Source organism: Bradyrhizobium sp. (assembly GCF_004799445.1).
GTDB lineage: Bacteria > Pseudomonadota > Alphaproteobacteria > Rhizobiales > Xanthobacteraceae > Bradyrhizobium.
Genome location: NZ_SSNA01000214.1, coordinates 23,697 through 44,751 on the forward strand (window position 1 = coordinate 23,697; position 21,055 = coordinate 44,751).

General features: G+C 62.3%; 18 protein-coding genes. 7 read left to right on the forward strand and 11 right to left on the reverse strand.

Annotation, left to right across the window (positions count from 1 at the left end; translation table 11 throughout):
• The first annotated feature begins 19 nt into the window (after nt 1-19).
• A complete protein-coding gene (locus E8A46_RS28440; RefSeq protein ID WP_291568259.1) occupies nt 20-790 on the forward strand; it encodes a 5-oxoprolinase subunit PxpA in 771 nt (256 codons plus the stop codon).
• Between the two features lie 352 nt (nt 791-1,142).
• On the opposite strand, the gene E8A46_RS28445 is transcribed toward E8A46_RS28440, so the two are convergent.
• The 5 genes from E8A46_RS28445 to E8A46_RS28465 form a co-directional block, all read right to left on the reverse strand.
• Entirely contained in the window at nt 1,143-2,750 is a 1,608-nt protein-coding gene (locus E8A46_RS28445; RefSeq protein WP_291568261.1) for a sulfite reductase subunit alpha, read from the reverse strand.
• Complete coding sequence (locus tag E8A46_RS28450; RefSeq protein WP_291568263.1) at nt 2,747-4,534, reverse strand: NirA family protein; 1,788 nt, start codon at nt 4,532-4,534, stop codon at nt 2,747-2,749. The genes E8A46_RS28445 and E8A46_RS28450 overlap by 4 nt, the downstream gene beginning before the upstream one ends.
• 17 nt (nt 4,535-4,551) lie before the next feature.
• Nucleotides 4,552-5,388, reverse strand: a complete 837-nt coding sequence (locus tag E8A46_RS28455) for a formate/nitrite transporter family protein (protein ID WP_291568265.1) — start codon at nt 5,386-5,388, stop codon at nt 4,552-4,554.
• Nucleotides 5,389-5,770: 382 nt separating this feature from the next.
• Nucleotides 5,771-6,940, reverse strand: a complete 1,170-nt coding sequence (locus E8A46_RS28460; RefSeq protein ID WP_291568267.1) for a CmpA/NrtA family ABC transporter substrate-binding protein — start codon at nt 6,938-6,940, stop codon at nt 5,771-5,773.
• Nucleotides 6,937-7,527 carry an ANTAR domain-containing protein gene (locus E8A46_RS28465; protein ID WP_291568269.1) on the reverse strand — a complete coding sequence of 197 codons (591 nt, stop codon included), beginning with the start codon at nt 7,525-7,527 and terminating at the stop codon, nt 6,937-6,939. The genes E8A46_RS28460 and E8A46_RS28465 overlap by 4 nt, the downstream gene beginning before the upstream one ends.
• 111 nt (nt 7,528-7,638) lie before the next feature.
• Between E8A46_RS28465 and rimO the strand changes: the two genes are divergently transcribed.
• Nucleotides 7,639-8,964 (forward strand): 30S ribosomal protein S12 methylthiotransferase RimO, encoded by a 1,326-nt coding sequence (rimO, locus tag E8A46_RS28470; RefSeq protein WP_291568271.1) that lies wholly within the window; start codon nt 7,639-7,641, stop codon nt 8,962-8,964.
• A gap of 313 nt (nt 8,965-9,277) precedes the next feature.
• Complete coding sequence (locus E8A46_RS28475) at nt 9,278-10,474, forward strand: acetylornithine transaminase (RefSeq protein WP_291568273.1); 1,197 nt, start codon at nt 9,278-9,280, stop codon at nt 10,472-10,474.
• A 149-nt stretch (nt 10,475-10,623) separates the two neighbouring features.
• Here the strand turns inward: E8A46_RS28475 and E8A46_RS28480 are convergent, their stop codons facing one another.
• The 3 genes from E8A46_RS28480 to pcsA all read right to left on the reverse strand — a co-directional run bounded on the left by E8A46_RS28480 (nt 10,624) and on the right by pcsA (nt 13,164).
• Nucleotides 10,624-11,598 (reverse strand): quinone oxidoreductase, encoded by a 975-nt coding sequence (locus E8A46_RS28480; protein ID WP_291568275.1) that lies wholly within the window; start codon nt 11,596-11,598, stop codon nt 10,624-10,626.
• 109 nt (nt 11,599-11,707) lie between these two features.
• Complete coding sequence (locus E8A46_RS28485) at nt 11,708-12,433, reverse strand: TerC family protein (protein WP_291568278.1); 726 nt, start codon at nt 12,431-12,433, stop codon at nt 11,708-11,710.
• A complete protein-coding gene (gene pcsA, locus E8A46_RS28490) occupies nt 12,430-13,164 on the reverse strand; it encodes a phosphatidylcholine synthase (protein ID WP_291568280.1) in 735 nt (244 codons plus the stop codon). The genes E8A46_RS28485 and pcsA overlap by 4 nt, the downstream gene beginning before the upstream one ends.
• 134 nt (nt 13,165-13,298) lie before the next feature.
• On the opposite strand from pcsA, the gene E8A46_RS28495 reads away from it, so the two are divergent.
• Nucleotides 13,299-14,510 carry a UbiH/UbiF family hydroxylase gene (locus E8A46_RS28495; protein WP_291568281.1) on the forward strand — a complete coding sequence of 404 codons (1,212 nt, stop codon included), beginning with the start codon at nt 13,299-13,301 and terminating at the stop codon, nt 14,508-14,510.
• Here the strand turns inward: E8A46_RS28495 and E8A46_RS28500 are convergent.
• Together E8A46_RS28500 and E8A46_RS28505 are read right to left on the reverse strand one after the other, a co-directional pair.
• Nucleotides 14,500-15,000: a DUF3859 domain-containing protein gene (locus E8A46_RS28500; protein WP_291568283.1), complete on the reverse strand. Its 501-nt coding sequence runs from the start codon at nt 14,998-15,000 to the stop codon at nt 14,500-14,502. The genes E8A46_RS28495 and E8A46_RS28500 overlap by 11 nt on opposite strands.
• A gap of 123 nt (nt 15,001-15,123) precedes the next feature.
• Entirely contained in the window at nt 15,124-16,077 is a 954-nt protein-coding gene (locus tag E8A46_RS28505) for an AEC family transporter (RefSeq protein ID WP_291568285.1), read from the reverse strand.
• Nucleotides 16,078-16,199: 122 nt separating this feature from the next.
• On the opposite strand from E8A46_RS28505, the gene hspQ reads away from it, so the two are divergent.
• The gene (gene hspQ, locus E8A46_RS28510; RefSeq protein ID WP_291568287.1) at nt 16,200-16,532 is read left to right on the forward strand and encodes a heat shock protein HspQ; all 333 of its coding nucleotides are present in this window, start codon (nt 16,200-16,202) and stop codon (nt 16,530-16,532) included.
• 95 nt (nt 16,533-16,627) lie between these two features.
• Here the strand turns inward: hspQ and E8A46_RS28515 are convergent, their stop codons facing one another.
• Entirely contained in the window at nt 16,628-17,440 is an 813-nt protein-coding gene (locus E8A46_RS28515) for an invasion associated locus B family protein (protein ID WP_291568289.1), read from the reverse strand.
• Nucleotides 17,441-17,742: 302 nt separating this feature from the next.
• On the opposite strand from E8A46_RS28515, the gene E8A46_RS28520 reads away from it, so the two are divergent.
• Nucleotides 17,743-19,539, forward strand: a complete 1,797-nt coding sequence (locus E8A46_RS28520; protein ID WP_291568291.1) for an extracellular solute-binding protein — start codon at nt 17,743-17,745, stop codon at nt 19,537-19,539.
• The gene (locus tag E8A46_RS28525; protein ID WP_291568293.1) at nt 19,536-21,038 is read left to right on the forward strand and encodes a class I adenylate-forming enzyme family protein; all 1,503 of its coding nucleotides are present in this window, start codon (nt 19,536-19,538) and stop codon (nt 21,036-21,038) included. Before E8A46_RS28520 ends, E8A46_RS28525 begins: the two co-directional genes overlap by 4 nt.
• Nucleotides 21,039-21,055 lie beyond the last annotated feature (17 nt).

Sequence of the window (21,055 nt, forward strand, 5' to 3'; positions counted from 1 at the left end):
CAAAAAACGGACAAGAAACATGAAAACAGTCGATCTGAACAGCGATCTCGGCGAGAGCTTTGGCGCCTGGGAAATGGGCAACGACGCCGCCATGATTGATGTCGCCACGTCGGTGAACGTCGCCTGCGGCTTTCACGGCGGGGATTATGACACCATGCGCAAGACCGTGGAATTGGCGAAGGCGCGCGGTGTCAGCGTCGGCGCGCATCCCGGATACCGCGACATTCATGGCTTTGGCCGCCGGCCGTTTTATGGCATGAAGGCCTCCGAGATCGAGAACCTCGTTGCCTACCAGATCGGCGCCCTGCAGGCGATCGCGACCCTGGCCGGCTACAAGGTCACCCACGTCAAGGCGCATGGCGCGTTGTCGAACGTCGCCTGCGAGGAAGACACCACTGCGCGCGCGATTGCTTCCGCCATCAAGGCGGTCGATCCCAATCTGATCTTTGTCGTATTGGCCAATTCCAAGCTGGTGCAGGCCGGCGAAGCGGCAAACCTGCCGATGGTGCACGAGGTATTCGCCGATCGCGCCTACGATGACGACGGCATGCTGGTTTCGCGCAAGAAGCCCGGATCAGTGCTGCATGACCCGAAGCAGATCGCCGAACGCGTGGTGCGAATGATACAGGACGGCGCCGTGGTCTCGGTGACGGGCAAGGTGATCAAGATGCGCACCGACACGGTCTGCATTCACGGTGACACGCCGGGTGCTGTCGATATCGCGCGCGGGGTCCGGATGGCGCTGAAGGACGCCGGCATCGATGTGGCGCCGTTCAAGAGGGCGGGTTAGCGCAAAGCACGATCAGAACGGATGAACTGAAAGCGTGCCGAATAAAACGGCCGCGATGACGGCGAGCGAGCCATAAAGCGCAGCCGCGTGAAATCCTGTTCCGGTTTTTCGGGACAGGGAACGCGCGTAAAGGTGAAGGCGGGCTTCCGCCGATAGCTCGCGCATGGTCGATCTCCAACCCGGCATCCGAGATAGTGGAGTACCGATCGCGGTTGGACGCAAGAGATTGCGAAAAATAGCGATACGAACGCTCCGACAGACTCCAATCGCAGGCAAAAATTCTCCGCGGCGGATTCATCTGAGAATTTTATTCGTTCGAATTTGCCATAACGGGAACCGGTTCCCATCCCGGTCAGTAGACGTCCTGCTGGAACCGGCCCTTCTTCTTGAGTTCCCCGACAAAGCTGACGGCCTCGTCGGTCGAGCGTGCGCCGTGTTGCGCGACGATATCGACCAGTGCGCGCTCGACGTCCTTCGCCATTCGTTTGGCATCGCCGCAGACATAGACGTTCGCGCCCTCGGCCAGCCACGTCCATAATTCACGGCCAACCTCGCGCATGCGGTCCTGCACGTAGAATTTCTTGTCACCGTCGCGCGACCACGCCAGCGACATCCGCGTCAGCAGCCCGGCGGTTTTCATGGCGTTCAGTTCGTCGGCATAGAAGAAATCGCAACTGCTGCGCTGGTGACCAAAGAACAGCCAGTTCTTGCCGGGCGCGCCGGTGGCCTTGCGGTCGAGCAGGAATGCGCGGAACGGGGCGATGCCGGTGCCGGGTCCGATCATGATGATCGGCACCTTCGGATCCTGCGGCAGCGCAAAGCCGTGTGCCTTCTGCACGTAGACCTGCACCGGATCGCCCGGCTGGATGCGTTCGGCGAGGAATGTCGAAGCCAGTCCAAGCCGCTTGCGCTTGCCGACCACGTACCGCACGCAGTCGACCGTCAGCGACAGCTTGCCAGGAGTGGCGTTGTGCGACGAGGAGATCGAATAAAGCCGCGGCTGCAGCGGCTCGAGGGCTTCGACGAAGACTTCGGGGTGTGGGCGAACGCCGGAAAATTTCTGCAGTGCCGCCATCACATCGAGAGTGGCGGCGTCGCCGTCGGGGTCGTCTCCCTGCGCCAGCGCGCGCGCTTTCTCGCGCTGAGCCCCGCCCGTAATGAACGAAATCAGCTCGAACAGCGAATCCGGCGCGGGCGCGAGCGATACTTCGTCGGTCAATACCTCGCGCAGCGTCTTGCCTCTCACGGCAGTGGTGTGCGAAGCGCCGAGCAGGGCAATGACCTGGTCGACATGACCGAGATCATTGCGTGCGAAAATTCCGAAGGAGTCGCCGACGACGTAGTCGAGGCCGCTTCCGGTAAGGTCGAAATCGATGTGCCAGGTTTCCTTTTCCGATCCGGCCTTGTTGAGCAAGCGCCGCGACAGGAACGTCGCCGGCGCTGGATTGTCGCGCGAACGGCCCAGTTCCACGGCGACCACCGGTGTCGCTGCGGCGGGCGCGGCCGCCGTGCCGGGTGCTACCGCGGGCGCTTTTCCCAGTTCCTCGTGCAGCGCCTTCAGCATCCGGGCGGTTTCCTTGCCGCCGGGCACGCACAGGTTCAGGCGCGCTTCCGCCTTGCTCGCGATGGCCTCGGAATAGTCGTTGCAGTTATAGCCGCACTGGCCGCAATCCTGCTGTGCCATCGCCGCCATCATGCGCCGGCGCATCGGGCGTCCTTCGGCGAGCTTCATGCGGTCCGCAATCGGCATGGTTTGGTCGTGCCAGGGCGCTTCGCCGTCGTCACCGTCACCCGTCGGCCCCTGCATGACGGCGGCGCCCTGCTCCGCCGACAGCGGCGCCGTACCATCCGTCGACAGCAGCCCGACGAAGAAGCCGTTCAGCCACGAGCGCTGCGCCTCGGAAAACGGCGCGCTGGCGGGGATAATCTCGATCTTCGGTGGAGGCGTCATCTGATTCATGTGGAAGTCTCTGCGTCCGCAAGTTTGCGCAGCGTCTCGCCATCATGGCGCCTTGCGAAGGCAAGGAAAGTTTCGTCCGGCGATGCGCGATGGGTAAGATACGCCTTGAGCAACTTCTCGACCGTCTGCGGCGCGTCCTCCGCCTTGATGTCGTGGTAGACCTCCTGCCCAATCTCGGCATTTGGGCCGAACCCGCCGCCTGCGAACAGGTGATAGCCCTCGACGGTATCGTCCTGTTCGCCAGCCGGCACCTTGGCGGCGATCAGGCCGATATCGCTGATGTAATGCTGGGCGCAGGAGTGGTGGCAGCCGGTCAGGTGGATATTCAGGGGCGTGTCGATTTCGACCCTCGGCTCGCACCAGCCGCCAATTTCGGCGGCGTGGCGCTTGGTGTCGGACGCCGCGAACTTGCAGCCGGCATTGCCGGTACAGGCGATCAGCCCGGCGCGGATTTGCGACGCCTTGACCGGCAGTCCCATCGCTTCGATGGCTGCAACCGCGAGTCCCACATTTTCGTCGGCCACGCCTGAGATCAGGAGGTTTTGCCAGACCGTCAGACGAATTTCGCCGTCGCCGAGATCGCGCGCGATCTTTGCAAGGCCGCGCATCTGCTCGCACTCGACTTTGCCGACCGACAGCGAAACGCCGATCCAGTTGAGGCCTTCCTGCTTCTGCTGGTGCACGCCGATATGCGCCATGCGGTCGAAGGCCGGCCGCGGCGCGAAGGCCTCCGCCGGCACGCGGGTGAAGGCGTGACCGAGTTTTTCCTCGACCAGAACAAGGAATTTCTCCATTCCCATTCCGTCGATGACATATTTCATGCGCGCCTTGAGGCGGTTGGTGCGATCGCCGGTGTCGATGAACGCCCGGACGATTGCGTCGGCGACCCTGGTCGCGTCCGCCGGCCTGACGATGATGCCGGTCGCCCTGGCAAAGTCCCTGTGGCCGGTAATGCCGCCTATCCCGAGGCGAAACCAGACGCCGGGCTCGACGCCAAAGCCGTCCTTCACTTCCACGGCTGCGAAGGCGATGTCGTTGGTGTCTTCCAGCACCGCGATCTTGCCGGCGCCGTCGAACGCGACGTTGAACTTGCGCGGCAATCCAGTCAGCGAGCGGTCGTTGAGAATGTGGTAATGCCATTCGCGGGCATATTCGCGGGTGTCGATCAATTCCTGCGGATCGATCCCGGCCGTCGGCGTGCCCGTGACGTTGCGAATGTTGTCGGCACCCGAACCGCGCGAGCACAGCCCGAGATCCTGGATGCCCTCGATCAGGGCGACGGTGTGCTTCGGCAGCACTTCACGCAGCTGAAGATTGGCGCGGGTCGTGACATGGCAATAGGGTCCGCATAGCCGCTCGGCAAGATCGGCCAGCCCGGCGAACTGCCAGTGCTTGAGCACGCCATTGGGAATCCGCAGCCGGCACATGTAGGAGTCCTGCGTCGGCGCAACGTAAAACAAGCCGTAATAGCGCCAGCGAAAATTATCCGCCGGCGACGGCGGCGCGTTGGTCAGCGCCTGTTGCTTCAATCGCGGATAGGCATCGAACGGATGCTCCTCGCGCTTGAACTTTTCCTGATCGACGAGCTTCTTGCCTGACGCGAGAACCTTGTCCTGCGCCTTGAAATGCGCTGCGTCGGGTCCGATAGGCTCGGCGCTGGTCTTGCCCGCGGCGCTGCCTCCGAAGCCGCGACCGACCTTGCTGATCTGCAGGCCGGTGGCAAAACCTTCGAGGTAGCGTTTCTGCTCCTCGGTAAAGTCGATTGAGACGGTTTCTATTTTCATGCTGCGCAACGATGCCGTTATTCTGCGGAAACTTGAGGAATCAGCACCGGCGCCGTCGATAGGGCTGGGCGCGCCGGCTTGAAGGTCGCGTAGAGCGCGAGACCGGTGAAGACGAAACCGCCGACGAGATTGCCGAGCGTTACCGGAATTTGATTCCATACCCACCATTGGTAAACGCTGACCTTGGCGCCGAGCATCATGCCGGTCGGGATAATGAACATGTTGACCACCGCATGCTCAAATCCGAGCGCAAAGAACATGAAGATGGGCATCCAGGTCGCGACGATCTTTCCGATCGTCGAACTGGTGGTCATGGCCATCACGACGCCAAGACAAACCAGCCAGTTGCAAAGGATGGCTTTGACGAAAACGCTGACCATTCCCGCCAGCCCGATCGCCTCGTTGGCGATGGTCTTGGCTTCGGCAATGCTGACGATGCGCGCCGCAACCCCCGTCGGCTCGATCTTGCCCATGTTGGTGAGCGTGATCGCAAGCAGACCGCCATAGACGATGCTGCCCAAGAGATTTCCGAGATACACCCATGCCCAGTTTGCCCCGATTGCGCTCCAGGTGGCCTTGCCTTCGAGCCGCGCGAGCGGCAGCAAGCCGAAGCTTCCGGTCACAAGTTCGAGTCCAAGCAGCACGATGATGATCAGACTGACGGGGAAGATGATCGCACCGACCAGCGGCTGTCCGGTGGTGACGGCGCCGCTAAACGCCAGGCTGGTGGCGGCGCCCAGCAGTGCTCCCGAGAGTGCACCGCGGATCAGAAGGTCGCGCGGCGCCAGCGCCAATTTCTTCAAACTGACGTCGATCATTGAGGCGACAACGTCGGCGGGTTTTGCGTAATCCATGTCGAAGCTCCAGCTGCCACGCGTAGGCGTGGCGACAACGAGGGAAAGGGCGTTTGATCGCTCGGAAATTCAATTCGAAGGGCAGCGCCGTATCGGAATTTTCTGAGCGATCCGATCAGCCTCGTTGCTGCGGAAATCCATCTTGGACAACGGCCAGCTGGCGACTACGGCGGCTGGCTCATATTTTTCTATTCACTGACTCATATTTTGTTATTCAAATAGTGTGCCAGTGCAGCAATTTTATAAATGCACGCAAAATCAATAAGTTATTTATATTGCATCGCAGCACAGTTAACAAAGGTGGCGCCCCTTCGAAAGGCAAACGCCTAAAAAGTGGATAACGAATCATCTTGCCTAATTTCTGGGCTGATGGCTTTGCGGTTCATGGAACCCGGCGGGAGACCTTGAACGAGGCCAGATACCCGGCCATATCCACTGGATCGAAGGCGGGTCCGGCGAAGGCTCCGACGGAGCCAACTGCGCCGCGGTCGGTCTGCCCACGTATTCCCAATGCGGCATCGTAAAGGTCGGGTCTGAACACACCCATGGCGATGGCAAGAGCTTCGGGGCTGATCGCAGCCTGCCCCCAGCGGACCATTTGCGCGTAAAGCCAGGCGGCCTGCACGGGATCCGGCCGTGGCGCGCCCTCTCTTCCCACCAGCAGATAGCGGCTGCTTTCGCGGATGGTTCCGTCAGGGGAGATCTTCAGGCGGCCATCCAGCGTACGGCGGATGACATCGGCCTCGACACCAATCCGCTCCGGCTGCGCCAGAATGCTTGCCACTTCGGTCCGATTTTGCGGCTGCTCGATGAATTCAGCGGCGCGAAAGGCGGCCCGGACCAGTGCCGCGACCAGCTCGGGGTTCTTCTCCGACCAGCTCTGCCTGACGGCGAGCACCTTCTCGGCCGCGCGTACCAGAATGTCGGAAACGAAATGGAGGATCAGTCCAACGCCGCGATCGACCGCGATCGAATTCCAGGGCGCGCCGACGCAGAACGCGTCGACCTGGCCACTGGCAATGCTGTCGGCCATGTAGGGCGGCGGCAGCACCACGAGGCGAATGTCCTCGTCCGGGTCGACGCCTCCGGCCGCCATCCAGAACCGCAGCTGATAGTTGTGGGTGGAGAACGGAAACGTCATGCCGAAGGTCAGGGGTTCCGCGCCGCTCCTGCGACGCGCGGCGACGACGCGCGCCAGCGCCAGCGCCGTGGCCATCGGATCGAAGCGGTCGCCGTCGATTTCCGCCATGATCGCCGCGTGCAGCGCCGGCGACACCGTGATGGCGTTGCCGTTGAGGCTAAGATTGAACGGCGCCGCGATCGGCACCTTGACATGTCCGAGCCCGAGGCTGGAGGCGATCGCGACCGGCGCCAGAAGGTGCGCGGCGTCAAACAGGCCGATATTGAGCTTGTCGCGCACATTCGACCATGACACTTCCCGCACCAGGGTGACGTCGAGCCCCTCCGCCGCGGTAAAACCCTTGTCGACGGCGACGATCAGGGCGGCGGCATCGATCAGCGGAATGAAGCCGATGTGGAGCGGTTTGGTCATTTCAGCAACTCCGACGCCGTCAGGATCGACTGTGCGATCTCCCCGATCTTCTTTTTCTCGCGCATCGCCGTTGACCGCAGCAGGACATAGGCCTCCTCTTCCGTGAGGCCTTTCAGCTTCATCAGAATTCCCTTGGCGCGGTCGATGACCTTGCGGTCTTCAAGCGCGGATTTGGCGCGATCGAGTTCATCCTGCAACTTGGCGAAGGCGTTGAAGCGTGAAATGCAGAGGTCAAGGATCGGCTTGAGCCGTTCTTTCTTCAATCCGTCGACGATATAGGCGGAGACGCCGGCGTCGACGGAAGCCTGGATCGATGCGGCATCGCTCTGATCGACGAACATCGCGATCGGCCGGCGCACCGCGCGGCTGACCTGGAACATTTGTTCCAGAACGTCACGGCTGGGGTTTTCCAGGTCGATCACGATGACGTCGGGATCGAGCGCATAGATGCGACTCAGCAAACTCTGCATTTCGCTGATGTGCACGACATCGGTAAAGCCCGCCTCCCGCAATCCCTCCTGAAGGATCGCGGCGCGGATCGGGCTTTCGTCAACAATCACGATTTTAGGAGACGACTCGGCGCCCATCAATCACCCGCATTCCGGCGACCTATTCATAGCACGCCACTGGTCGGCTCAAAGCCTTGTAATTATGAGCAATTGGGACTAGCTCCTGCCTGTCAATCAGGCAGATCCAGCATGCAACAGGCCGCCGCGCCCAAAGTCAGTTTTGTTTCATTGGGATGTCCCAAGGCGCTGGTGGATTCCGAGCGTATCATCACGCGGCTGCGCGCCGAAGGCTACGAGCTGGCGCGCAAGCACGACGGCGCGGATCTGGTCATCGTCAATACCTGCGGTTTCCTCGACAGCGCCAAACAGGAGTCGCTCGGCGCCATCGGCGAGGCGATGGCCGAGAATGGCAAGGTCATCGTCACCGGCTGCATGGGCGCGGAGCCCGAGCAGATCGAGGCCGCCTATCCCGGCGTGCTGTCGATCACCGGACCGCAGCAATACGAAAGCGTGCTGGATGCTGTGCACCGCGCGCTGCCGCCGGTTCATAATCCCCACCTCGACCTGGTGCCGCCGCAGGGCATCAAGCTGACCCCGCGGCACTACGCTTATCTGAAGATTTCCGAAGGCTGCAACAACCGCTGCAGCTTCTGCATCATCCCGAAGCTGCGCGGCGACCTGGTGTCGCGTCCGGCCGGCGAGGTGTTGCGCGAGGCGGAAAAGCTGGTGACCGCCGGCGTCAAGGAATTGCTGGTGATCTCGCAGGACACCTCGGCCTATGGTGTGGATATCAAATATGCCGCCAGCCCCTGGAAAGATCGCGAAGTGCGCGCCAGATTCTTCGATCTCGCAAAAGAGCTCGGCGAATTCGGCGCCTGGGTGCGGTTGCAATATGTCTACCCCTATCCGCATGTCGACGAAGTCATCGGCCTGATGACGCAAGGCAAGGTGCTGCCCTATCTCGATATTCCCTTTCAGCACGCCAGTCCGGAAATCCTCAAAGCCATGAAGCGCCCGGCGGCCCAGGAAAAGACGCTGGCGCGGATCAAGCAGTGGCGCGAGCAATGCCCCGATCTGACGCTGCGTTCCACCTTCATCGTCGGCTTTCCCGGCGAAACCGATTCCGACTTTGCCTATCTGCTCGACTGGCTTGAAGAGGCCGAGATCGACCGCGTCGGCTGCTTCAAATATGAGCCGGTCGCGGGCGCCGCATCGAACGCGCTCGGCCGTGCCGTGCCCGAGGAGGTCAAGCAGGAGCGCTGGAACGCGTTGATGGCGCGGCAGCAGAAGATTTCCGCGCGCCGGCTGAAGCGCAAGGTCGGCACCCGGCAGCAAGTGATCATCGACGAGATCGGCCCGACCGTTTCCAAAGGCCGCTCCAAGGCCGACGCGCCCCAGATCGACGGCGCGGTCTATGTCTCGAGCCGGCGTCCGCTGCGCGTGGGCGAGATCGTCACCGCGAAAATCGAGCGTGCCGACGAATACGATCTGCACGGCAGCGTCGCCGGTTTCTGATCTGTCGGACAGCGCGTTTTCTTCACGCGAACCGGCATCCATGCCCGGATCATGTCCGAGGGCAGGCTTCGCTCGGCGACGCCATCCGCCTTGACAGCGCCGGCCGTTCGGCTGTATGGCCGCGTCATGAACCTGAACCGGACCCAACTCCGCGCCACTTTCCGTCGTCGCTCCGCCGACGATGATGGGTCGCGCCGTGTCCGACGACAACGCTGATTAACTAGTTCAGCAACGTTTTCGAGAAGGCCGCCCCCTTAAAAGTGCGGCCTTCTGGCGTTTTGGCCTGCCTTTTCATCTCACCCAGGAGTTCGACATGACCAATGCCACGCATCCGTTCGACGCGCTGATGGAGATCACGGCGCGCCCGCCGACTGTATTCGTGCGCGGCGAAGGTTCGTTGTTGTGGGACGACAGCGGCAAGCGTTATCTCGACTTCGTCCAGGGCTGGGCGGTCAATTGCCTCGGTCACTCGCCGGCCGTCGTCGCCGAGGCGCTGGCCGCGCAGGCCAAGCTGCTGCTGACGCCAAGTCCGGCCTTCTACAACGGCCCGAGCCTCAAGTTGGCAAAGGTCCTGGTCGATCACAGCTGCTTCGACCAGGTGTTCTTCACCAATTCGGGCGCGGAGGCCAACGAGGGCGCCATTAAGCTCGCCCGCAAATACGGCGTGTTGCGAAAGAACGGCGCGCACGAAATCATTACATTCGAAGGCGGCTTCCACGGCCGGACGCTGGCGACCATGTCGGCCTCGGGCAAGAAGGCCTTTGAACCGCTGTTCGAGCCCAAGGTGCCGGGTTTCCCCAAGGCCCGGTTGAACGATCTTGCTTCAGTGAAGCGCCTGATCACCGAAAAAACCATTGCTGTGATGCTGGAGCCGATCCAGGGCGAGGCCGGCGTCTGGCCGGCGACCGATCAATTCCTGCGCGACTTGCGCGATCTGACCAGCGCGCGCGGTCTGTTGCTGATCGTCGATGAAATCCAGACCGGCATCGGCCGCACCGGAAAGCTTTTCCATTACGAGCATGCCGGGATCGAGCCGGATATCATGACACTCGGCAAGGGTATCGGCGGCGGGGTTCCCCTCGCCGCGCTGCTGGCCACGGACGCGGCGTCCTGTTTCGAGCATGGCGACCAGGGCGGCACCTTCAACGGCAATCCCCTGATGTGTGCGGCCGGGCTTGCGGTGATGCGGCAGGTGGCGGATCCGGATTTCCTCAAATCGGTGGCCGACACCGGCCTTTATCTGGAAAGCGAGCTGCAGCGAATGTCCGCGCGCCATGGTCTCGGCGAGGTCCGTGGCCGGGGCCTGCTGCTGGCGCTCGATCTCAAACATCCCATCGCCGCCTCGATCGTCGCGCAGGCTTTCCAGGACGGCGTGCTGCTCAACGCACCGCGACCCGACGCGCTGCGTCTCATGCCGGCGCTCAACGTCACGCGGGAGGAAATCGCGCTCATGATCGATGCACTGGATGCTGTCCTTGCCAAACTGGGCGCGGCAAGGCGTGTGGCGTAATAACTTCGTCATGCCCGGCCATAGCAGTCTGCGCGCAGACTGCGTAAACTTGTCTGCGATGCCGGGCATCCACGTCCTTGTCAGCAAGTGGGTGCGAAAGGCGTGGATGGCCGGGACGAAGGCCGGCCATGACGCAATTGAAAGTGCGCCTACGGCTTCAAAATCGATGCGCCGGTCGTGGCCCGGCTTTCCAGGTCGATATGCGCCTTGGCCGCATCCTTCAGCGCATAGGCGTGGTTGATCGGCACGTGCAGTTTGCCATTGATCACGGCGGCGAACAAAGTGTCGGCGCCTTCCAGTAATTCCGAGCGCTTGCCGACATAATCGTTGAGCTTCGGCCGGGTCGCAAACAACGAGCCGTGATTGTTGAGTTCGGCAATCGAGAACGGCGGCACCGGGCCCGAGGCGTTGCCGAAACTCACGAACAGTCCGCGCGGCTTCAGACAGGAGAGCGAGCCCGGAAAAGTGGTCTTGCCGACGCCGTCATAGACCACGTCGCAGAGTTCGTTGCGGCTGATCTGTTTTACACGCGCGACGAAATCCTCGTCGTTATAGAGAATGACGTGATCGCAGCCATTGGCGAGCGCGAGGTCCGCCTTGGCCTTGGAGCCGACGGTGCCGATGACGTGCGCCCCCATCGCCCTCGCCCATTGGCATGCGAGCAGGCCGATGCCGCCGGCAGCGGCGTGGATCAGCACCCGATGGTGCGGCTCGACCTTGAAGGTCTTGTGCAGGAGATACCAGACCGTCAGTCCCTTGAGCATCAGGACGGCACCCTGCTCATAGGTGATATGGTCGGGCAACTTGACCAGCTTCTCCCAGGGGATATTGCGCTCGCTGGCATAGCCGCCAAGATTGAAATAATAGGCGACGCGGTCGCCGGGATGAAAATTCGTCACGCCGGAACCGACAGCAAGAACCTCGCCGGCGGCTTCATTGCCGGCGATGAACGGCAGTCCCGGCGCCTTGTAGAGGCCGGTGCGGTAATACACGTCGATGAAGTTGAGGCCGACGGCATGCTGGCGAATGCGAACCTCACCGGGTCCCGGCGCAGGAACGTCAACGGCTTCATAAACCAGGGCTTCCGGGCCCCCCACCTTGTGCACCCGCACGGCCTTCGTCATATCGGACTCTCCCTTGGCAATTCCTCTTGCCTTTGATTTCTGCGATGGAGCGAAAGCCATCGAGGCCGCAATGTCAACTCGATGATCCCGGCGAACCCCGCGAGATCAATTAGTTAATGCCCTTTTTGCGGTTACGCCTGGCGAGGACGTTAAAGAGTTCAACCGCGGCGGAAAACGCAATGGCAAAGTAGATATAGCCGCGCGGGATGTGAAATTTGAATCCGTCGGCGACGAGCGCAACTCCGATCAACACCAGAAACGCCAGTGCCAGCATCTTGGTGGTCGGATGCTCCGACACGAATCTCGTGACCGGCCCTGCCGATACATACATGATGATAATCGCAATGATGACCGCCGCGATCATGATCTCGAGATCCTGCGCCATGCCGATCGCGGTGATGATGGAATCCAGCGAGAACACCAGGTCGACGATGATGATCTGGATGACCACCCAGAAGAACGCGCCGGGCCTTGGCGTAGCTTCGCCCGCTTCGTCGCCCGCTTCCACCTCGGCATGAATTTCGTGGGTCGCCTTCGCGATCAGGAATAGCCCACCCCCGATCAGGATGATGTCTCGCAACGAAAACCCGATGTCCCTCACGATGATGACGGGCTGCGTCAGGCCGATCAGCCACACCAGCAGGCTGAGCAGGAGGATGCGGAATACCAGCGCCAGCGCCAGCCCGATCTGCCGCGCGCGCTTGGCCTGCCGCTCGGGAATTCGCGAGACGATGACCGACAGGAAAATGACGTTGTCGATGCCGAGAACGATTTCCAGCGCCGTCAGCGTCAACAATGCCGCCCAGGCTTCCGGGCTCGTCCACAGTTCGATCATGCGTTGAGCGACCTGACGAGCCGGATCGCCGCGTCGCACCCCACGACATAGACAGCGATCGCGCAAAGCCCTGCGGTCACGGGCAGGCTGGCATGGAAATCGTCGGTCAGCGCGACCATGACCAGCACCGCCCACACGCCGATCAGCGACAATGTCAGCCACCGCAGGCGCACGACGCGGATCGGGTGAACCACGTTGAAAGGAACAAACGTGAGCACGATCAGAACGGCTACCCCAAGGCTCGATAACGCCGGCGGCAAATGCAGCAGGAACAGATAGAACGCCGCGATATTCCACAACCCCGGAAAACCGCGAAAATGATTGTCGGCGGCCTTCATGCGGCGATCGGAGAAATAAAGCGCGCCTGACACGGCGATGCCAGCGCCCAAGAGCGGCGCCGCCAGCGGCAGCAGCAGGCCGCTTGCCGTGATGGCGTAGGCAGGCACAAAGACGTAGGTGACGAAATCGACCACGAGGTCGAGCACCTCGCCGGACCAGTTCGGCTGCACGCGCACGACATCCAGCCGCCGCGCCAGCGGACCGTCCACTGCGTCGATCACGAGCGCCACCCCGAGCCACCAAAACATCGCGGCCCAGTGCTCGCGAACCGCTTCGAGCAGCGCGACCAGGGCGACGCCAGCACCCAATGCCGTGAAGATATGCACCGAAAACGCAGCCGCCCGCACGAGCGGCGGTGCTGGCAAGGCCTCCTGCTGGTTTTCCTGGTCCATTTGCGCTGCAGTGCTATCAGGAATCGCCTCGATTTGTACATCCGCGGCGACCGCGCGGCGCTACCGAATTCGGCGGAAACAATGGAGGGGGTGCCGGGCTTGAAAATGCCGCCGGGAACGTCAATTGTCCCGGTATGAACGATACATCTATCACCTACGACGTCGTCGTGGTCGGTGGCGGGCCTACCGGGCTGGCGGCTGCGGTTGCGCTGGCGCAAACAGGGGCGCGCGCGGCGCTGATCGCCCGGCGCACGCCCTATGCCGACAACCGGACCACGGCGCTGTTGGGCGGTTCGGTCGATTTTCTGCAGGGGCTGAATGTGTGGCCGCGCTGCAAGGACAGGGCGGCCGAGTTGCAAAAGATGCGCCTGGTCGACGACACTGGGCGTCTGATTCGTGCGCCCGAAGTCCGATTTTCCTGCGACGAGATTGGTCTCGATGTGTTTGGCTACAACATCGAGAACCGCTTGCTGGTATCGGCGCTGGAAGAACGCGCCGCCGAACTTTCCAATCTGACCCGGTTCGACGATGACGCTGCCGAGGTCAGCCCGGAAGACGAGATCGTCAGGATTCGCCTGGAACATGGCGGCTTGCTGTCGGCGCATCTTGCGATCGGCGCAGACGGACGGCAATCGCTTTGCCGCGAGGCCGCCGGCATCACGGTCAAGCGCCGCGAACTCAATCAGGCGGCGTTGACTTTCAATGTCGGTCATTCGCGGCCGCACCGAAATGTCTCGACCGAGTTTCACACGCCGCAGGGGCCTTGCGTATTCGTGCCGCTGCCGGGCGACCGCTCGGGCGTGGTGTGGGTGTCGTCGCCAAAGGAGGCCGAACGGCTGATCGCGTTGAGCGACGATGAACTGTCGGAGGCCGCCGAAACCCAATCGCATTCGATTCTGGGCCGTCTTCGGGTCGAGCCGGGGCGCCATCTGTTTCCGCTGGCGATCGAGCAGCCCCGACAATTCGCGAAAGCCCGTATCGCGCTGGTCGGCGAAGCCGCGCACGTATTGCCGCCGATCGGCGCGCAAGGCCTCAACATGGGTCTGCGTGACGCCGCCGATATCACCGACATCGTACGAGACGCATTGGCCTCAGGTAAAGACCCCGGCGCGGCCGAGGTACTCGATCGCTACGCTTCGGCGCGGCGCGCCGACGTCGCCAGCCGGACGTTCGCCATCGACATCGCCAACCGTTCGTTGCTCAGCGCGTTGTTGCCGATGCAATCGCTTCGCGCGGCCGGCCTGCATCTGATCGGTTCGTTCGGACCGCTTCGCCGCCTTGCCATGCGCGAGGGACTGGCGCCGTCGTGGCGGCCACTACGCAGTGGCCAAAACTCTAAAGTTTAGTCAAGACAAAGTCTTGAAACAGCAGTTTTCGGTCGCCCTGCCATAGCTCAAGCGTCCAAATGCCGGGGACTAGCACCCACTCCTCCCCAAGCTTCCAGTAGAATACTGGGCTCGCTCCGATAGGTCGGCTATCGGTGTATTCGTCGCTGAATTTGGTGGTGCCGGTGGTGGGAGATTTGAGGCCCGGTTCCGGATAACGCCAAATTATCCTGATAGGCGCGTTGGCGCCAGCCGGCTTGCCGATAATGTGTACCTGCACGCCAAACACCGTTCCCAGCTTGATCGATATGTTCTTCGAGACTGAAACGATCTTGGGCGCTCCTCCTTCGAAGCGCTCCCCGGTTGAAATGTTGTCATCCGTTACCTTTTTGACCTCACCGAGCGAGACGACGCCTGGCCTGACATTGTCGAGCCGGTCGATCCGCGGCGTTTGCGCTTGTGCAAATGAAAGACCGCTGACGACGAATATGACCGCCAAAATAATCCGCATGAATGCCCCCAATCTTCAATACACTAACGATACGAACATTGAGCTCGGCGTCAAATAGGCTTGTCGTCATCGTCGATGATGGTCGTGGAGGCAACGACGAGCCTCAGATTCCGTCGACTCGCTTCAGGGAAACGTGAGCCGCCCGGTCTGAATCAGCCACATCGCGGCGGTCAGCGTGATGACCGACGCGAAGGTTCCGATCAGCACGGCGACGGATGCGGGTTCAATCCAGGTGTCGTTCTGCCTGGCGATGACAAACACATTCAGCGCCGGCGGCAGCGATGCCATCAGGACCGCGGTGGCGGCCCATGGCTGCGGGAACGGCCCGAACAGCAGCATCAGCCCAAATACCACCAGCGGATGGGCCAGGAGCTTCACCGCAACCACCGCAGGCACTTCCCAGGGCACCCGGCCGAACGGGCGCAGTGCGACAGTCACGCCGAGCACAAACAGCGCGGTCGGCGCCGCGGCGTTTTGCAGGAACGACAGCGTATTGTCGATCGCAACCGGTGGGTGGATATGCAGCGCCGCGGCGAGCGCGCCGGCGCAGGCCGACATGATCAACGGATTGAGCATGATCTGTCGTGCCAGGACGCCGAGCGTCTGCAGCCAGTGCCGGCCCCCGTCATCGGTCAGCGCGATCAACAGCGGCACGATCGAAAACAGGAAGATGCTGTCGCAGCAGAAGATCAGCGCGGTGGGCGCGGAGGCCTTGGCGCCCAGCACGGCCAGCGCCAGCCCCGGGCCCATATAGCCGATGTTGCCGTAGCCGCCGGAAAGGCCAGCCAGCGTCGCTTCGCGGAACGAGAGCCGTCCCAGCAGCCGGCCCGCGGCCATGGCAAGGGCGAAGGCGACCGTCGTACCCAGAGTGGTCGCGATCAGGAATGGCGGGTTGTTGAGTTCCTCAAAGGGTGTTTTTGACGTGATTCCGAACAGCAGCGCCGGCAGCGAAACATAGAGCAGGAAGAAGTTCATCCAGGCCAGGCCCTGCTCGGGGAGGCCCCTCACCCTGCCACAGGCGTAGCCGATGAAGATCAGCCCGAAATACGGGAGCGCGAGGTTGAGGATGTCGACCATAGGGCACGTTTCTTTTCATCATTGTTGGCCCCGACGGCACCTGGCACGGACCAGCCACAGCAAAGGTTAATTCACCCGTTTGCCTCTAGCATCGGCCACAATCATGGTCTATTCGACGAGATATGATCAAAGCGCGGACCGCCAAATTTCAGATCGGACAGATCGTCCGTCACCGGATCTTCTCGTTCCGGGGCGTGATTTTCGATATCGATCCGGAATTCAACAACACCGAAGAGTGGTGGCTGGCGATCCCCGAAGAGGTCAGGCCCCGCAAGGATCAGCCGTTCTATCACCTGCTCGCCGAGAATTCGGAATCCGAATATGTCGCCTACGTTTCCGAACAGAATCTGCTGCCCGACGATTCAGGCGAGCCGATCCGGCATTCGCAGGTCGCCGAGATCTTCGTGAAGGATAAGTCCGGCGGCTATCGGCCGCGCAATCCGTCGCTGAACTAACAGCCCCCGCCGGGCCCGGCGCGACAGGCAACACCCGCGCAACAAAAAAGGCGCTCTGATCGAGCGCCTTTCTGTTCGTCAATAAGAGCCCGGTCCTATTTGGCGGCCGGATTGGCGGCCGCAGCACCGGCAGGCTGGTTGGCTTCAAGCTTCTTGCGCGCTTCCTCGGCGCGCTTCTGCAATTCTTCCTGCAGTTTCTTCTGGGTTTCCTCGAACACCTTCGGGTCGGTCGGAGGCCCATCATAGGCCTTGGCAAAATCGGCCAGCGGCAGCGGCAGGGTAATCGGCTGGTTGTTGGAGTTGATCGCCTGAATCACCAGATTCTGCCCCTTCTTCAGGTTAGCGAGCAGTTCCGGGGTCACTTCGTAGTCCGACATGCAACCGTTCTGGAAGCAGATCACATAGGGGCTCTGCGCTGGCGGATTGTTGTCGACGATGATGCGGGTGCCGTGACCCAGCAGCATGCCCAGCGGGAGCGTCACGCGCAGGATTTTCTTGGGCTCGCCTTCGGGCTCGATGACGACGGCCGCAATGACCGGCTGGCCGGACTCGATGCGGCCGTCCTTGCCCGTAAAGCAAACCTGTTTGGCATTGGCATCCTGACCCTTGAGACAAAACTTGGTCCAGGGCGCGTAGATCAGTTGGACCTGTTGGTCCGCTGACTGGGCCGGCGGAGTTGCCGCCGGCGGGGTCTGCTGCGCCGTCGGCGCGGGCGCTGCAGGAGCGGCCTTCGGCGCGGCCTTCGGTGCGGCCTTCGCCTTCGGCGCGGGTGTGGCGGGTGCCGCAGGTGCTGGAGCCTGGGCCCGGGCGTCCGGAGCAAGCCATGTGGCTGTCAAAGCCGTCACTGCCATCAAGGCGAAGACCCGCCCACGCGGCCAGAACGGCGCGGCCAACATACGGAAATTCATTGCGGAAAACCCTTTCTGAACGGGAGCGCCCGAAACCGCTGCAGGCACCGACACCTAGCCGTTTGGGCGGCTGTCTCCTTGCCAATTGAGGCAGATGCGTGACAGGCCCCGCCCCCTTGGTCAATTGCACGCCTTCATACAGGCACGGACGAAAAGATCAATGCCGACAGGCATCCTTGGCGCATGTCGCGGCTCGGCCCTGACGGCTATGGTAAAATGCGCCAGTGGACGATACCGAATCAAATCAGCGCGGCAGATGGCAGGTTCCAAAGCGCGGGCGCGTTGGCGCTTTGGTCTGTGGCATGCTCGCTTTCGGCCTCTCGGTTGCGACCGGCATCGGCGGGGTGTCGGCGGGCCAAAGCCACGGCATTGCGATGCATGGCGCGCCGGCATTGCCGGCCGATTTCACCCATATGCCCTACGCCAATCCGGACGCGCCGAAAGGCGGCCGGCTGGTTCAGGGCGTTCTCGGTACCTTCGACAGTCTCAACCCCCTCATTGTCAGGGGCCTTGCGGTGCAGCAGATCAGGGGCTTTGTCATCGAGAGCCTGATGGCCCGGGGCAACGACGAGGCGTTCACGCTGTACGGACTTCTGGCCAAAACCGTGGAGACCGACGACACCAGAAGTTATGTCACCTTCCGCCTCGATCCCAAGGCGCGTTTTTCCGACGGCCGGCCGGTCACAGCCGAGGATGTGCTGTTCTCATGGGCTCTGCTGCGCGACAAGGGACGTCCCAACCACCGCCAGTATTATTCCAAAGTCGCAAAAGCCGAAGCGCTCGACCCGCTCACGGTGCGGTTTGATTTTGGCGGCGTCCAGGACCGCGAGCTGCCATTGATCCTCGGCCTGATGCCGGTATTGCCGCGGCATGCCATCGATGTCGCGACTTTTGAGGAGACCTCGATGACGGCGCCGATCGGTTCCGGCCCGTATCGTGTCAGCGCGGTGAAGCCCGGCGCGAGCGTGACGCTGACGCGCAATCCCGATTACTGGGGACGTGACCTTCCGGTCAACAGCGGCTTGTGGAACTTCAACGAGATCAGGCTCGACTTCTATCGCGAGGCCAACGGCCAGTTCGAGGCCTTCAAGCGCGGCCTTTACGACTTCCGCGTCGAGACCGAACCGCTGCGCTGGCACGACGGATATGATTTTCCGGCTGCCCGCAGCGGCGAGGTGATCCGCGACACCATCAAGACCGGGATGCCGCAGCCGTCCGAATTTCTCGTGTTCAACACCCGGCGGCCGGTGTTTTCCGACGTCCGCGTACGTCAGGCTTTGACGCTGCTGTTCGATTTCGAATGGATCAACCGCAATTACTTTTTTGGGCTCTATGGCCGCTCGGCGGGCTATTTCGCGGGCTCCGAGCTGTCGGCGTACGGTCGCGCCGCCGACCAACGCGAGCGCGAACTCCTAAAGCCCTTCGCATCGCAAATCCCGGCCGACATTCTCGAAGGCAGCTACCGCCTTCCCGTCACCGACGGCTCCGGCCGCGATCGCGCCACGCTGCGCAGCGCACTGAACTTGCTGTCGCAGGCGGGATACGATCTCGATGGCACGGTGTTGCGGCAACATACGACCAGGGCGCCGCTCAGCTTCGAAATTCTGGTGACCACCCGCGATCAGGAACGCATTGCCCTGGCCTTTACGCGCGACCTCAAGCGCGCCGGCATCGAGGCATCGGTGCGCGCGGTGGACGGCGTTCAATTCGATCAACGCCGGCTCGGTTTCGACTTCGACATGATCCAGAACCGCTACGATCAGTCGCTCTCGCCGGGCAACGAGCAGTTCTTCTACTGGGGAAGCGAGGCTGCAGATCATCAGGGAACCCGAAACTATATGGGCGCCAAAGACCCCGCCATCGACGCGATGATCGCGGCCATGCTGGAAGCGCGGGACCATCGCGCCTTTGTCTCGTCGGTGCGCGCGCTGGACCGCACGCTGATGTCCGGATTTTACACTATCCCGCTTTTTAACGTTCAGGAGCAATGGATCGCCCGCTGGAATCGGATAGAACGTCCTGAAGCTACCGCCTTGACCGGGTATCTGCCGGAGACCTGGTGGCAACGAACCCGTGTCCCAACCCAAGTGATCCAGTGATCCAGACCAACGTATCGCCGACGCTTGATGGGCTGTTTCGCCGGATCCTGGCGCGGCAGCCGGATGCGCCGGCCTTGCTCGATCCGCTCAACAAGCAGCGCATCACGGGCCAGCCGCCCAAACGCCTGACCTTCGCGCAGGCCGATCAGGCGATCTCGGCGCTGTCGGCCCACTTCATCGAAGCTGGTTTGCCGGTCAATTCCGTGATCGGAATCCAGTTGCCCAATACCGTCGAATTCATGCTGACCGTGCTTGCCGTCCTTCGGGCCGGGTTGATTGTCGCCCTGCTTCCGCAGCTCTGGCGGCAGGCGGAATTGACGATGGCGCTCAATCGCACCGGGGCGCGCGCCATCGTGACCACCAGCAGCATCGACGGGGTCAACCATGCCGACCTCGCGATGAACGCTGCGGCGGAGGCCTTCTCGATCCGTCACGTCTGCGGCTTCGGTGATGATCTGCCGGAAGGCATGGCCTCGCTCGACCTCGCTTTGAACAGCGGATCGGCAACCACGCGCGCCGTCACGCTGGACGGTCGCAGGGCCGCGCTCATCTCATTTGACGTGACCATTGACGGCTTTCGCGCGGTGCCGCGGACCCATCTGAATTTGATCGCCGGCGGACTGGCGGTCTTCCTCGAGAGCCGGGTGGCACAGGGTGCAAGCGTGATGTCGGCATTCACGCCGTCGTCATTCGCAGGCCTGACCTCATCGCTTCTGCTCTGGCTGCTGTCAGGGGGCACGCTGGCGCTGCATCATCCGTTCGACGGCGACATCCTCGAACGGCAGATCAACGATGATGGTTGCGATACCCTGGTCGCCCCCGCGTCGATGGCATTGCGGCTGACCGAGATGGATATGCCGTCACGCCTGCCGACGCTGCGCCATGTGATCGGCCTCTGGCGTACGCCGGAACAGGTCGCATCGAGCAGCCTATGGACCTGCGAACAGGCTCTTTTGACAGACGTTTATCTGTTCGGCGAAGCCGGATTGTTCGGCGCCTGCCGAGCCAGCGACGGCATGCCGGCGCCCATCCTGCCGGGTCCGCACGGCGCGCCACGCAACGTTCCGGGCACATCCGTCGCCGGCGAGACCCTGCTGACGCCAGGGGGAACGCTGGCTTTGCGGGGACCGATGGTGGCCGTGGCGGCTTACGCGCCCGCGCCCCCGGCGAGCGACTCGCTGGTGCCGCGACCGTCGCGCGACTACGTCGACACCGGCTATGCGGCCCGGCTCGACCGCTCGACCGGGGCGATCTGTATCACCTCGCCACCCTCGGGAATCGTGGCGGTCGGCGGCTATCGGTTTCTGTCCCAGGATCTGCAGGAATGGGCCAAGCGGCTGGGACAGGGCGCGCTGCTGACCGCGTTGCCGGACCGATTGAGCGGTTTCCGTCTTGCCGGACGCGCCCAGGACAATGCCCGCGGCCGCGAAGCGCTTAGCGAGCTCGGGCTTAACCCCCTGATGGTGGAAGCCTTTCGCGATCGGGCTCACCCGGTCTAGTTCAAGTCGAGGGCTTG